Origin of the sequence: Enterococcus sp. HY326 (genome assembly GCF_026157065.1) — a bacterium.
In the GTDB taxonomy this organism is placed as follows: domain Bacteria; phylum Bacillota; class Bacilli; order Lactobacillales; family Enterococcaceae; genus HY326.
This window is the reverse complement of sequence record NZ_JANLGQ010000001.1, coordinates 424,135-438,329: the sequence shown is the minus strand read 5'-3', so window position 1 is coordinate 438,329 and position 14,195 is coordinate 424,135. Positions and strand designations below refer to the sequence as shown.

Below are 14,195 nucleotides of genomic sequence, written 5' to 3'. Positions count from 1 at the left end.
ATCTCCTATTCTCGAATAAATAATAAGTCTTCATCAAAATCAATGGTTGCCTGCTGGCTTGAGCCAACTGCTTGATACTGCGCTGTATTGGTGACAATAATAGAAGTTGTCGGATCATAGCCGGCCGCTTTGATTTTATCAAGATCAAAGCTGACAATTTTAGTTCCTTTGGAAATGTGGTCACCCGCTTTAACAAAGCCTTCAAAAAATTGCCCGTTAAGCTCAACGGTGTCAATGCCAACATGAATCAACATTTCAATACCATTATCTAATTTCAACCCAATAGCGTGCAAACTTGGATAAAGGACTGAGACTTCGCAATCCATCGGAGCTAAAACTTCACCGATTTCTGGATAGACGGCAATTCCTTGACCCATTGCACCAGAGGCAAAGACTTCATCTTTAACTTCAGTTAAAGGAATTGTCATCCCTTTAACAGGTGACAAGGTTTTTAAATCTGTATCTGAAATAGTATACTCTGAAGTTGCTTCTGTTACGGTTGCCGCTTTTTTCTTTTCGTCTTCTGGTAAATCTTTAAAGCCTAAAATAACTGTTAAAGCACAAGCACCGAAAAAGGCAATTGCTGAGCCTAGTAGGTAACAAACAAAAGCTTTCGTTCCCGCATCTGCATAAACCGGAATGGTTAAAATTCCTTGATTAGCAAAGGCTGTTCCATATGAACCACCCCAGCCCATCAAAGCTCCACCTAAAGCCCCGCTGATTACTGCGTAAATCATTGGTTTTTTCAAACGCAGGTTGGCTCCATAAATCGCTGGCTCGGTAATTCCAAAGAGGGCGGTGACTGTTGCAGAGGCTGCGACAGTTTTCAAGCCTTTATTTTTTGTTTTCAAAAAAACTCCTAAGGCTGCACCAGCTTGTGAGAAGTTCGCAGCACCAGCAAAAGCCAAAAGATTTTGGCGACCAGTTTGGGCCACATCATTAATCCCGATTGGAATAATCGCCCGGTGAGCACCAAAGATAACCAAGACACACCAGATACCACCGATAAAGGCGCCTAATAAAATCGGGCTAAGTCCCATAATATAATAGTAGATAAAGTTGATAAATTCACCGATGTAAATGCCAATCGGTCCAAACATCAACAGCGTGGCTGGAATCATAACTAATAGTGAGAAGGTCGGCACCATGATAATTTTTAAAACTTCAGGAATAATGCGATCCAAAAAGCGTTGGACATAGGACAAAATAAATACTGCAATAATAATCGGAATCACTGAAGAAGTGTAGCTTGCTTGTGTCACGGGCAAGCCGAATAATGTGACGGCCGCATCGCCAGTCATTAGCGCAACAATCGCTGGATAACAAAGAGTTGCTCCGACAATCATGGCAATGTATTCGTTACACTTGAAGACTTTTGAAGCCGAGTAGCCTAAGATAACTGGCATAAAATAAAAGAGGGCATCAGACGTCGCATTTAAAATCGTATAGGTTGAAAAAGTCGTGATATCCGTCTGATAAAAATTATTGGCAATAATCACCGCTACCGATAAAATCCCTTTTAACATCCCTGAAGCGGCAATCGCTGGGACAGTCGGTGTAAAAATCGCCGCCACCGCATTTAAAATGCGGGTGCCGAAACCGACTTTTTCTTCCGTCGCCGGCATCTGGTCTAAATCACCTAAAAGAGGTTCTAATTCCTGATAGACTTTTTCGACTTTATTGCCTAAGACCACTTGATATTGACCGCTGCTTTCGACAACTGAGATAACACCTTCGATATTGGAAATCTGTTCCTTATCAGGAATTGATTTATCCTTCAAATTAAACCGTAAACGGGTAAAACAATGGGTCAGGCCGCTGACATTTTCCTTGCCGCCAACTTGCTGTAAAATTGTTTGAGCTGTTTCTTTGTAGTTCATTTGGGTTCCTCCTTGTTTTCAGAGACACTATTTGTAAAAACATGAACTGTTTTCTTTTTAGACTGCTTGAATAAGTAAAACATTGCTGAGATGCTTTCGAGTATAGCATTTGCTGAAATTGGTAAGCCTTCTCAAAGATTGCTACAACTTCTGTTGCTGCAAAATAGTAAGCGCTTTTGTTAAATAAAAGCAAAACAACATTTTTCTAAAAAAATAAAATCAGGTTTGCTCCGTTGGCCAGCGGAAATGATGTCAGCTAACAAAAAAAGATCAAACATACTTAAATAACACCATTGGTCGCCCATGGATATCATTCAGGTACATTCGATCTTGCCTGCTTTACCAGTAACATGTCAAACTGCATCTTGTTTTATTTGATTCAAAATTAACACGCTTACAAAAAATAGTCAAGATTTTTCCGAAAAAATTTTTTCGTGAATTTTTCCCTAAAAAAAGATTTGCAAATTCTTTTTCTGACCGTTAAGATAGTCACTAGTTTATTGAGGAGGAATTTGTTGTGAAAATCACAAGTCAAAAACAGCCCAAATTAATTTTGTTGATAGTTATTTTATTCTGGTTTGCCCAGTATGTTTATATTCCTTATCAAACCCCATACTTAGCAGCTATCAATGTGTCGACAAATTTTGTCGGTATGATTGTTGGCGCTTACGGAATTTCGCAATTATTATTACGTTTACCCGTCGGAGTTATGGCTGATTTGCGGGGCAATCATAAGTTCTTCATCACGATAGGTGTTTTATTGGCGGGATTTGCATCACTAATCCGAATAATTAGTCCAGACGGTGTCGGTTTTTTAGTGGCAAATATTTTATCTGGATTTGCCAGCGCTACTTGGATTTCATTTATGGTTTTATATCTGAGTTATTTTTCTAAGCTGCAGCAAACGAGTGCAACAAGTAAAATCATTATGGCGAATAATCTAGGCATGTTGTTAGGTTTCATTACCAGCACATTGTTATTTAACATGTTGGGGATGCAAATCATCTGTCTCTTTAGTTTACTAGCCGGTCTCATCGGTTTTGGCTTTTCACTTTTTATTATCAATCAAAAAAGTCAACCTTCGGCTATCAAATTAAGGGAATTATTGCAGATTGGCAAAAATCGCCGTTTGTTATTGTTTTCTTTATTGGCACTTATCCAACAAGGGATTCAGATGTCAACGACAATGTCTTTTACCAATCAGATTATTCAAACATTGAGTGGTTCAAGTCTTCTAGTGGGAATATCTTCAATAATTTACATGGTTGCCGCCGTCTTTTTTGCCCGCTTAGCATCGACTGATTTCATCAACAGATTACCAAAGAAAAATTGGATTATTCTCAGTTTCATTTTGTTAGCGGTTTATTGCGTTGCCGTTCCTTTAAGCCCCTCGGTTGGCTTGATTTATGTTTTACAGTTGATTCCAGGTATGGCTACCGGTATTTTATTCTCACTCTTGACTTCCGAGGCCATGATGGAGGTTCCAGCTGAAAAGAAATCAACGGCAATGGGATTTTTCCAAGCCATTTACGCCATTGGCATGACCTTGTTTCCCATCATTGCGGGTACGTTAAATGATTCCTTTTCCATGACAACTGCTTATTTCTTTTTAGGATTTATGGCCTTACTGGCGGGCAGTTCATTTTATGTGTATGGAAAGGTTGGCGAGAAGTTGGGCTGGGAGAGTTATTGAGAAATTTTGAGTTGATTTGAGAGAAGAATACGAAATCATTCAACAGTAGTTTTTGCTGATTGTTGAATGATTTTTTTGACATTTAAAGTTTAAAAAGTTTGCTTACAATTTAGTAATAATTCAAAGTTAAAGAAAGACTAATACAATTTGACTGCAAAATTGTTAGAAATTATTTCGATATTTTTTTAAGCTGTTGCAAAAACTGAGATCGCTGATTAATTGGTTCTCATTCAAAGAAGTATTCTGAAGTAGAAGATATCTCTAAAGTTATAATTGTTTATTTTTATTTGAAAAACATTTTAAAGTTAAAATAGCTGAAAAATAGTTTTGAAATAATTATTCATCTTGGTATAATTAATATTGTAAATTTCTTTATTCTATCTAAAGTTAAGGAGGTAAAGTATGGCAAAGTATGTTTTGATTGGAGTTGTGGTTGTTAGTTTGATATTGTCAGTTTACGTTTATAGTAAAATTGAAGACAAGCAAAAAAGTAAAAAAGAAATTGTTGCATTAATTGCAGCGCAGCTAGTTCCTCTAGCAGCATTGATAGTTCCGATGATTGTACCTGAGGAAGGAACTAAAATATTTTTTCCAGAAGTTGAGGCAAAAATTGATGAAAATAACGCTTTAAAAGAAGAAATCGGTAATAAGGATGACTTAATTGTAAAAAATACGGAAGAGATAGAAACGCTAAAAGCTAAGATAAGTGATTTAAATGAACAGAATTACGCGGATCTTAAAAAAGCAGACTTAGTTGAGAATGACTTACAAAACAGTAGTCAAGCATCAATTGCATTAATAAACGATACAGTATATGTAAATCAAAATTTGCTTAGCTCTTCATTAGATACTGATGTAACTTATGATGAACTGGACAATATTCTCTACATTGGAGGAACTGGTCAGCAAGTTACTAAAGAAGCATTAATAGATGATTATTCCATTCTTTATAGTGGTGAAAGTTATGTGAATTTAGGTGTGGACAATGATTCATATTCTACAACTGAATATAAGGTAGGGGGAGAAGAATTAGCTAACGGATTTGTTATTGAGAATTCAAATTACAGTGAAGCTTATGTGCTTATAAGATTGGATGGTAAATACTCATCAATAGAGTTTGATGTAGGTAAATTAGATAGTTCGACAGGTTACCAAATAAAAGATGCAACACTTCAAATTTATCTAGATGGTACACCGAAAGACAAAGAGACCGTTCAGGCTCAAATTACTTCTCAACATTTTCAATTTGATGTAACAGGAGCTAAGACATTGAAAATTGGGCTAACTAAAAGCTCTTCTGAATTTGGTTTTTATAACGTTATTTTTAATAAGTAGAAATCAAATTCTTCTATCTATGAGTGATAAATGGTTATTTTATTAGAAATAAAAACCACAGAACCAAAAGACAACTAATCTGAGTCATTATCCATCAAAAACTCATACTAGTTGTTTTTTTGTACATTTGAATAAATGGATATTCGCTAGAACGACCCAAATGATGAACAATAAGTTAGTTCACAATATATTTCCTGTCGAATTTCTCCAAAAAACTAAAAAAATATTACTTATTATTCCCATTGTGAGTTTTTACGACCTTTGCTAAACTATTTATATAAGATAGAAAAACAGTTTCAACATAATTTTATTAAGGCAAAGAAGTATTTATTGCTGAGTTTTCGCCGCATTTTGGTGAAAGTTTGTTCGCACTCTCGCCATTGCCATGTCACAGTCTGAACTTAATTATTTAATTGGAGGGGTATCATGAAAAGAAAAATAATCGTTGGTGTTGTTGGTCTGATTTTTGTTTTGTCAGCTGCGGTATTCTTTTTAAGAGATTCTACACCAGAAGTTGAGGTTAAAACCTATCCGATTGATGAAATCATTAGTACTCAGGTAAACAGCCCTAAAATGACTTATGATGAATTTGTTACGAATACTCTCAAGGTGAGTTTAAAAGGTAAAAGTGCTTATGAAGGGACTCTGCAAGGAGAAGACAAGGAGTTACGATTTATTCAAGCTGGTGAAATCTTTGAAAGTTTTATGTATTTACCAGACTCCAATAGCCAGCCGGAATCAGCAGGGGTCACAGATGCTGACGGGATTACGACGTATACTTATTCTGCTGACACAGATCTACCCTTCAGTTTCTATGGCGAAAATGAAGGATGGAATCCAATTCCCGTCTATTTGGTGATTCCTGGAGATGTTGAAGCAGCCGAAATGGCTTATAAAGCGACGGCTCTTTTTAATAATCAGGAGTTGGAATTGTGGGAGGAATATACTGAAAAACCAGTCTATGATGCTGAAACGAATTCTACAAAAGGCTTAATTGTGTTTAAGATGCCATTAGATGAACATCCAAACGCAGAAATGGAAGTAGATTTAACAGTCTCTATTAATGATGAAACATTTGCTTAAATTCTGATACTTTTAGTTGGGGCGGGATAAGATGATGACACGGTTGAAGAAAAATAGTTTCGTCTGGCTGATTATGGTAATTACCTTTGCCATTTTTATGTATATTTGTGCTTTGGTAAATAATCAGGTGCGATTTTTTACTTCTTATCAAGATTATTATAGTAAAAAAGGGGTTAGTCTGGATGTCCTTAATCTGACGATTGACAGTGAAAGCTTTTCCGATCAGGTAGTAAACGAGACGGCGGCTACGGATTTTTTCTTATTTTCACTACCCGCCTACAACAATGCATCAGGAGTTAAAATTTATTTTCCTGAACGGTTTCCAAAACAGATGGAGATGTTGGAGGGAAGTTTTTCCTCAACCAAGGCTGCTGAAGATACGGTATTAATTGGTAAAAATGTTTTGGCGACTCTAAGCCCTTCTGAGAAAAGCAGTCGGTCTGTAGAAATTTACGGAAAGCAATTTGCTATTCAGGGGATTTTGGCTGATTCGCCCTTTGACAGTGACATTCTGCTGAAGGCTGATTCGGCACTAGCGGTGCCATGGATTTCAGCAAATATTGTGGACGCGGAATTGCTGAGCGATTCTTCTCAAGAGGCAACGACAAAGATTAGTAAGCTACTATCCTATGCTGAGAATGAAGAGACCTACATGGGGAAGATTTTAGAATTTTCCCTCAGTTTTGGCAACAATATCTTTAATGAAATTATGCAACAGTATTATGGTATTTTTCTGCAATTGTTTTTAGTGGTCTTGTTGTCTTTGGGAATTCATTTTTATCAGCGCTTTGAATCATGGCAGTTTGAGCTGGGCATTCGCAAAATGGTTGGTGCCAACACTTTGCAACTGGTTGGTGATACCTTTAAAAAATTTTTCCTGCTGATTACAACAGCTTTTGTTTTTGCCAGTCTGATAATCTGTGTCGGGCGAATGGCCTTCAGCAGTTATTTTAGCGTTTCTTGGAATGCTATTTTTCAAGGGCTGCTTCAAGTTTTTGCTGTATATGCTTTATTGCTTAGCCTGCTCTTTATCTTTTCCGCTGTTTATGTCAGAAAAGTGAGTGTGGTTGACATTTTAACGGGGGTAGAGGAATGAGAAAACTAAATTATCTCGTGACTGAAATCACCTCTCAATTTTTTATAAAGCTGTTGTTGGTACTGATGATTGGCATTGTTTCCCTTTGCTCAGTGCAATTTTTTCAAGCCTTTTTTGAGTATCGAAATAATACAGAAGCCTTAAATGAGAGTATTGGACAAAATTCTTCTTTTCGTTTATTTGAAAACTCCTATGAAGCAATCCCCAGTAAAAATATTACGCAAATTATCAGTCGTGCAGAAGAGCTTTTTTCAACAGAAGCCTTTTATTACTTGGGAAATCCAGGAAAGCTAGCAGCTGAGTCAGAAGGATTAATTCCAGCTGAAGGACAACCGACATCTGTAGCTGAAACTGGCGAGAAGTTAATTCATCCTAATCTCGCAATCATGAACCGAGCTCTTTTAGCGAAGGTTGGGCTACCAATTGTAGAAGGAGAATTTTTTTTAGAAAGTGATTTTTCTGGAGAAACTCAAGGGATTTTGCTAGGGAGTTCTTATCAGAATTCCCATGAAATTGGTGATGAAATCACCTTAGAGGAAGTTGTTGGTGCATCAGCTGAAAATTTATTAGAAACGGTGAAGAGTCACTATCAAATCAGAGGGTTTATTTCAAAAGATTTTGAAATGCTGAATTATTGGCAGGGTAGCACAAATAGTATTTCACTCGATAGCATGTTAATTTTACCCCAGACAACCGCTGCGCTTCACGGGGAAAGCTCGTCAATGGATGTGCAAACCACCGGCTTTTTCTTTTTAGTGTCTCCAGAAGAAGACCAAGCATTATCCTATCTGACCCTCGCTGAAGAAATTCGGGAAATCGGCCAAGCTAATGGGTATCAGCTTTTAGAATTTCAAAATGATCGGAACATCTATAATAGTACAATCCAAAGTTATCAATATCAATATCAGAATAAATTGTACCTGCTAGGTCTATTATTAGTGTTTTCCTTTATTCAGCTGGGGGTAATCATTAGTTTCACCTTCAAAAAAAGACAGTCAGTCTATGAAATTTATTTTTCAATCGGTTCTACCAAGTTAGAAATTTTTCTGTTTTTAATTTTTGAATACTTGCTATTATTTGTGATGGCTTGGGCGCTGATGTTCCTTTTCAACAGCTTTTATCTTCAAGAAATTTGGAGCAGGCAAGCGCAGATTGCTGGGGGACTATTTTATTTCTGCGGCTTTTCAGTGGTCACTATTGCGACGTTAAGCAGCAAACTTTTCAAGAATGGCAGATTTTTTAGGAGAGAACAATGATTACTTTAAATGGGATTCAAAAAGTTTATCGAAGTGGTGAGACTGATTTTATAGCGTTGGAGATTGCCAACTTTACTTGCTCAAAAGGCGAGATGCTTGCGATTGTTGGGGAGTCTGGCAGCGGTAAGACAACGCTGCTGCGGATTCTTGGTTTATTGGACAATTTTGAAGCGGGCAGCTACCAATTTAATCAACAAGAGACCGCACAGCTTTCAGCCAAGGAACAAGCTAAGCTTCGGAATCAGGAAATTGGTTTTGTCCTGCAAACCTTCGGACTGATTGAAGATTATACTGTCAAAGAAAATATTTTATTGCCGGCTAAGTATCTGCCGAGAGGTGAACGAGCAGCTAAAATCAATCATCTAGCTGAAATTGCGGAACAGCTTAATATCAGCGAACAATTGAAAAAATATCCCCGCCAGTTGTCTAGAGGTCAACAGCAACGAGTGGCCTTTGCTAGAGCTTTAATCAACGATGCCAATTTAATTTTGGCAGATGAGCCCACTGGCAATTTAGATTCCAGCAATTCACAACGGGTCATCGATTTATTGAAGCAAGAGCATCAAAAGGGCAAAACGGTTATTTTAGTGACCCACGACCAAGCCATCGCCCAGCAATGTGACCGAATTGTGGGGATTAAAGACGGGAAAATCAACGAGAATAGACACTTTGAAAAAGAGTAATTGACGAATCCAATTACTCTTTTTTTGAATGACTGCTTGGCATATATCTTTTGCTTATTTTTTTAATCAACAAAGTTTGCTTTTCACCTGTGAAATATTCGGTGAAGTTATGAGATAGGTTAAGTGTTAAATTCTGCCAAGCCATGCTCACGCAAACTTTCTCCTCAACACCTCAAACCACTGCGCTTTTCGCGCCACCGCATTCCCATTATTGGCCCCACTAGTAGAGTGACAACTCACCACTGGCAAATCAGGAAATAAATCATGGGCTAAAATTTCGTTGTAGGCTTTTTGACCATTGGCAACAATAAGACGCAAATGCGGAGTTGCTTTCCGCAATTTTTGAAAGTCATTGAGCTGAGTTTCTTTAAAGGAGCTGTCCAAACTGCCAGCTCGATTAAAGCTGGCATAGACATCCCACAGGCCCAAGTGATGCTTCAAAAGTTCCTCTACCCGTAGATTGTAGTCGGTCGATAAAGGTATGTCAAAGTATTCAAAGAGAATTTTCCAAAATTGATTGCCGTTATTACCGTAATACTGCTTTTTTTTTAACGAAATTTGGCTGGGGGCACTGCCGAGAATTAGTATTTCTGTTTGTTGATTATAAATCGGTGCTAGACCTTGTTCCATATTAAACTCCTTACATGCCTAATTTATTGTACAAAGTCGCCAGCGAGATGCCTAATTGCTTGGCGGTTTTTTTCTTGCCTTCAATATCAGTGCCGTTGCGTTTGAAAAGCTCTGCGATGTAGTCATTTTCCTTCTGCTTAACATATTGCTTTAAAGGAATAATGTCTTCTTCGGCCAATTCGGTAGTTGGCGTGACAGTATGCTGATAATTGGCGAGATATTTTGGCAGCAAATCAGTAGTCAGCTTATCATTGGTGGTCATGACGCTGCAATATTCAATCACATTTTGCAGCTCACGGATATTACCAGGCCATTCATAGGCTTTCAGAAAGCCTTCAAAGGCGCTGTCCATCATGATAGCAGAGCCTTGTCGTTCTAAGAAAAATTCGGCCAGCGGGATGATATCTTCCTTGCGTTCTCTAAGAGCAGGAATATTTAAAGTAAAAGTTGCCAAACGGAAGAAGAGGTCATGTTTGAATTTTTTACTTTTTACTAACCCGTCTAAGTCTCGATTGGAGGCACAAATAATTCGAACGTTGATAGGAATCTCCTTGCTGCTACCAAGAGGACGAATCCGCCGTTCTTGAAAAAACCGCAGCAATTTAGTCTGAACAGATAAATCCATCTCACCAATTTCGTCGAGAAAAACCGTGCCCCCTTCCGCTTCGACAAAGACACCGTTCTTGCCTTCTTTTTTTGCACCAGTAAAAGACCCGCTAGTGTAGCCGAACAGTTCGCTCTCCAGCATTTCAGTGTTCAATGAGGCACAGTTAATAGGAATAAAAGGCGCATTTTGCCGCTCACTGCTATTGTGAATTGATTGGGCGAACAGTTCTTTTCCGGTGCCGCTCTCTCCTTGAATCAAGACGGTGGAATCTCTTTTGGCAATTTTTTTGGCCAGTTGAATAGTAGCTAAGAGGGCGGAAGAATGCCCTTGAATACTGTCAAAGGTGTAGCGGGTGGCATAGACTTTATTTTTTAATTGTTTAATGGTGACTTCTGATTTTTGCAGCCGTTCTTTATACATTTTTAAATCAGTCGATTCAATTGAGCTGGAAATCGCCCCAATGACCTGATTATTTTCGATAATCGGCACGAGATTGGTGAAAAATTCTTTGCCTTTAATTTCTCTACGAATCGTCAGCAGGGGATGCTTTAAATCTAAAACTTCGGTTAAACGAGAATCAGGGCGGACATCTTTTAATTTTTTGCCGATAATTTCAGCGGGAATTAAATCGGTCATTTTTTGATAGCCTTGGTTGGCAAAGGTTATCGTACCTTCAGGGTCAATCATCAACAAAGGCGAATAAATCGCATTTAAAATTAATTGGGTTTCTGGTGAGACTTTCATTTGGGAACCACCTTTCCTAAAATTCTAGAATTTTAGAATTTTCTACTCAAACACCTACTATACTTGGTTTGAAAAGGATTTCAAGGTAATCGCTTCCATTTCGTTCTAATTTTTTAGAAATTATAAAAAATTCTTTTCGTTAAAACCTGATTTCTATTCAAAAAAAGTTGGCACGCTACTTGCTTAATAGTGAAGTGTAGAAAACTTGAAAGGAAGTAACTAAATGAAAACAATTAGAATTGGCTCAGGAGCAGGCTATGGTGGCGATCGGATTGAACCGGCCTTGGATTTAATCAAGGAGGGCAACTTAGATTACATTATCTTTGAATGTTTGGCTGAACGGACCATTGCATTAGCGCAAAAAGAAAAATTGGCCGACGAAACAAAGGGCTACAATCCATTATTGGAATACCGCTTTGAAAAAATCTTACCTCTACTAAAAGAACATCCAGTTAAAATCATCACCAACATGGGGGCAGCAAATCCGATTTTTGCCGCTAGAAAAGTTAAAGAGCTGGCAGAGAAGCATGGAGTCGGCGGCTTGAAAATCGCCGCATTAATCGGCGATGACATTGTTGAAAAATTGTCTGAATTCAAAAATGAACCGGTGATGGAAACTGGTCGCCCATTGGCTGAATTAGCAGAAAACATTTTATCGGCAAATGCCTATATCGGCGGTGAAAAAATTACGGAGGCTTTAGCAGGCGGTGCGGATATTATTATCACTGGTCGGGTTGCTGACCCTGCTTTGGTGATTGGCCCAATGATGCATGAATTTGGTCATGAATTTAATGATTTTGATTTTCTCGGTAAAGGCACGGTCGTCGGCCATTTACTAGAATGTGCTGGTCAAGTGACTGGCGGTTACTTTGCTGACCCTGGATACAAAGATGTTGCGGATTTGTGGAATTTAGGGTTCCCAATTGCCGAAGTGAGCGAAAACGGCGATATCGTAATTACAAAGCTGTCCGATAAAGGCGGCGAAGTGACCGTTGATACGGTCACAGAACAATTATTATATGAAATTCAAGACCCAACGAATTACCAAACACCAGATGTAGTCGCTGATTTCTCTAAAGTTACGCTGACGGAAATTGCTACAGATCGAGTTGCAGTTGCTGGGGCAACGGGTAAAGCTCGTACTGGCAGCTTAAAAGTTAGCGTTGGTTATACCGATGGCTTTATCGGTGAAGGAGAGATTTCATACGGCGGTCATAACGCCTTAAAACGGGCCCAATTGGCAGCGGAAATTATCGAAAAACGCTTTGAATTATTAGGCTATCACTATGAAGAATTGCGGATTGATTACATTGGCGTCGATAGTCTTTACAAAGACAAATTAGGCAATAAATTCTTAGGTAGTGACCCGAGCTTTTCTGAAATTCGCTTGCGAATTGCTGCTAGAACCCACGACAAAGCATTGGCCGCTAAAGTTGGTCAAGAAGTTGAAGCACTATATACTAACGGACCAAGTGCTGGCGGTGGCGCCCGTGGCAAAGTAACCTCAATTGTCTCAGTGGCCTCTGTCTTAGTTCCGGAAGATTTACCAAGTTTAGAATTAGTTTGGGAGGAAGTATAAAAATGAAATTATATAATATTGCACATTCAAGAACTGGTGACAAGGGAAACATTTCAACAATTTCTTTGATAGCCTATGAAGAAAAAAATTATGAAGTGATTAAAGCCGTGGTGACGAGTGAAAAAGTTATGGAATGGTTTAGTGAATTTGGCACAACTAAAGTCGATCGTTATGAGTTACCGCAATTAAACGCTTTGAATTTTGTGTTGGACAATACTTTGGGAGGCGGGGTTACCCGTTCACTGGCAGTTGATACCCACGGTAAAGCCCTCAGCAGTGCTTTATTAGAAATGGATATTTAGGAGGTTCCTTATGTTAGCAATTTGGGGAATAATTACAATTGTCGTCTTATTACTGTTAATCATGAGCAAAAAAATGATTCCAGTTATGGCTTTAATTATCGTACCGGTTCTAACAGCGCTGTTTGCGGGCTTCGGCCCGCAACTCGGCGAGTTTATGCTGGATGGGATTCAATCTATATCCGGCACCGGTGTTATGTTTATCTTTGCGGTCTTATTCTTTGGTGTTTTAAATGATGCGGGTACCTTTGACCCAATTATTCGGGGAATTTTAAAGGTGGTGGGAAAAGATCCCGTCAAAATTGCAGTCGGTATGGCCATTTTAGCTATGTTTATTCACTTGGATGGCTCAGGTGCCGTGACTTTCTTAGTTGTAGTACCAGCCTTCTTACCAATTTTTGAAAAATTAAACATGCGTCGCTCAACATTAGCGACAATCGTCGCAATTGCAGCCGGTGCGAATATTTTACCTTGGAGTGGACCGGTCATCCGGGCAGCGAGCGCTTTGGAAGCTGACTCGCCGATGAGTTTTTACGGCACGATGTTTATCCCAGTGTGTATCGGGATGGTTGCGGCCATTGTAATTTCTGGCTATTTAGGCCTGCGGGAAAAACGCCGCCTAATTGCAGAAGGCGGCTTTGAAGAAATTGAATTCGATCACACCGAATTTTCTACGGCTAGTGAATTTGCTCGGCCTAAAATGTTTATCCCAAACTTGATTTTGATTATTGTTGCGATTGCTACCATTATTTCCGGCGTGTTACCACCAGCAGCTGTCTTTATGATTGCCTTCTGTTTAGCTTTATTAGTGAACTACCGCACACCTGCTGAACAAAATCAACGAATTAAAGCCCATGGCAATGAAGCTTTGACGATGGCCAGCGTTTTATTTGCGGCTGGTTCCTTTACTGGTATCATGACCAATAGTGGCATGATTACAGCGATGGCAGATGGTTTAGTTTCAATCGTTCCTGCTTCAATGGCCGGTTCTCTGCCGTTAGTTGTCGGAATTTTAGCGATGCCGATGAGTTTACTCTTTGATCCAGATTCCTTTTATTTCGGAATTTTACCAGTTTTGGCATCAACCGCCGCTCAAGTTGGTGTTGATCCGTTAAGCGTTGGTCATGCGGCAATTGTCGGTCAAATGACGACTGGTTTCCCAATTAGTCCATTAACACCTGCAACTTTCTTATTGATTGGTTTAGTTGGTATCGACCTTGGGGAACATCAGCGGAAAACCATTCCGTGGGCTTATCTGGTCTCGATTATTATCTTAGTATCAGGGCTTATCACTGGTGCCATTTAGTTGG

At 38.8% G+C, this 14,195-nt stretch carries 12 protein-coding genes; 9 read left to right on the top strand and 3 right to left on the bottom strand.

The genetic code is table 11. From position 1 onward, the window contains the following. Positions 1–5: 5 nt before the first annotated feature. The gene (locus ORH16_RS02130; RefSeq protein WP_265455804.1) at positions 6–1,880 is read right to left on the bottom strand and encodes a beta-glucoside-specific PTS transporter subunit IIABC; all 1,875 of its coding nucleotides are present in this window, start codon (positions 1,878–1,880) and stop codon (positions 6–8) included. A gap of 517 nt (positions 1,881–2,397) precedes the next feature. Between ORH16_RS02130 and ORH16_RS02125 the strand changes: the two genes are divergently transcribed. The 6 genes from ORH16_RS02125 to ORH16_RS02100 all read left to right on the top strand — a co-directional run bounded on the left by ORH16_RS02125 (position 2,398) and on the right by ORH16_RS02100 (position 9,026). After that, a complete protein-coding gene (locus tag ORH16_RS02125; protein ID WP_265455802.1) occupies positions 2,398–3,573 on the top strand; it encodes an MFS transporter in 1,176 nt (391 codons plus the stop codon). 402 nt (positions 3,574–3,975) lie between these two features. Next, positions 3,976–4,908, top strand: a complete 933-nt coding sequence (locus tag ORH16_RS02120) for an NPCBM/NEW2 domain-containing protein (RefSeq protein ID WP_265455800.1) — start codon at positions 3,976–3,978, stop codon at positions 4,906–4,908. Positions 4,909–5,334: 426 nt separating this feature from the next. Then, entirely contained in the window at positions 5,335–5,991 is a 657-nt protein-coding gene (locus ORH16_RS02115) for a hypothetical protein (RefSeq protein ID WP_265455798.1), read from the top strand. A 31-nt stretch (positions 5,992–6,022) separates the two neighbouring features. Next, positions 6,023–7,087, top strand: coding sequence for a hypothetical protein (locus ORH16_RS02110; RefSeq protein WP_265455796.1), 1,065 nt, complete (start codon positions 6,023–6,025; stop codon positions 7,085–7,087). Continuing rightward, positions 7,084–8,343, top strand: coding sequence for a hypothetical protein (locus ORH16_RS02105; protein WP_265455794.1), 1,260 nt, complete (start codon positions 7,084–7,086; stop codon positions 8,341–8,343). Before ORH16_RS02110 ends, ORH16_RS02105 begins: the two co-directional genes overlap by 4 nt. Beyond that, complete coding sequence (locus tag ORH16_RS02100) at positions 8,340–9,026, top strand: ABC transporter ATP-binding protein (protein ID WP_265455792.1); 687 nt, start codon at positions 8,340–8,342, stop codon at positions 9,024–9,026. The genes ORH16_RS02105 and ORH16_RS02100 overlap by 4 nt, the downstream gene beginning before the upstream one ends. A 147-nt stretch (positions 9,027–9,173) precedes the next feature. Here the strand turns inward: ORH16_RS02100 and ORH16_RS02095 are convergent, their stop codons facing one another. Both ORH16_RS02095 and ORH16_RS02090 read right to left on the bottom strand, forming a co-directional pair. Next, entirely contained in the window at positions 9,174–9,656 is a 483-nt protein-coding gene (locus tag ORH16_RS02095) for a DNA-deoxyinosine glycosylase (RefSeq protein WP_265455790.1), read from the bottom strand. Between the two features lie 10 nt (positions 9,657–9,666). Next, complete coding sequence (locus ORH16_RS02090; protein WP_265455788.1) at positions 9,667–11,007, bottom strand: sigma-54 interaction domain-containing protein; 1,341 nt, start codon at positions 11,005–11,007, stop codon at positions 9,667–9,669. 223 nt (positions 11,008–11,230) lie between these two features. Between ORH16_RS02090 and ORH16_RS02085 the strand changes: the two genes are divergently transcribed. Genes ORH16_RS02085 through ORH16_RS02075 form a run of 3 tightly spaced genes read left to right on the top strand, consistent with a single transcriptional unit; the run spans position 11,231 to position 14,191 of the window. Next, a complete protein-coding gene (locus ORH16_RS02085) occupies positions 11,231–12,586 on the top strand; it encodes an acyclic terpene utilization AtuA family protein (RefSeq protein ID WP_265455787.1) in 1,356 nt (451 codons plus the stop codon). Positions 12,587–12,588: 2 nt separating this feature from the next. Beyond that, positions 12,589–12,888, top strand: coding sequence for a hypothetical protein (locus ORH16_RS02080; protein ID WP_265455785.1), 300 nt, complete (start codon positions 12,589–12,591; stop codon positions 12,886–12,888). Positions 12,889–12,898: 10 nt separating this feature from the next. Continuing rightward, positions 12,899–14,191, top strand: a complete 1,293-nt coding sequence (locus ORH16_RS02075) for a CitMHS family transporter (protein ID WP_265455783.1) — start codon at positions 12,899–12,901, stop codon at positions 14,189–14,191. Positions 14,192–14,195 lie beyond the last annotated feature (4 nt).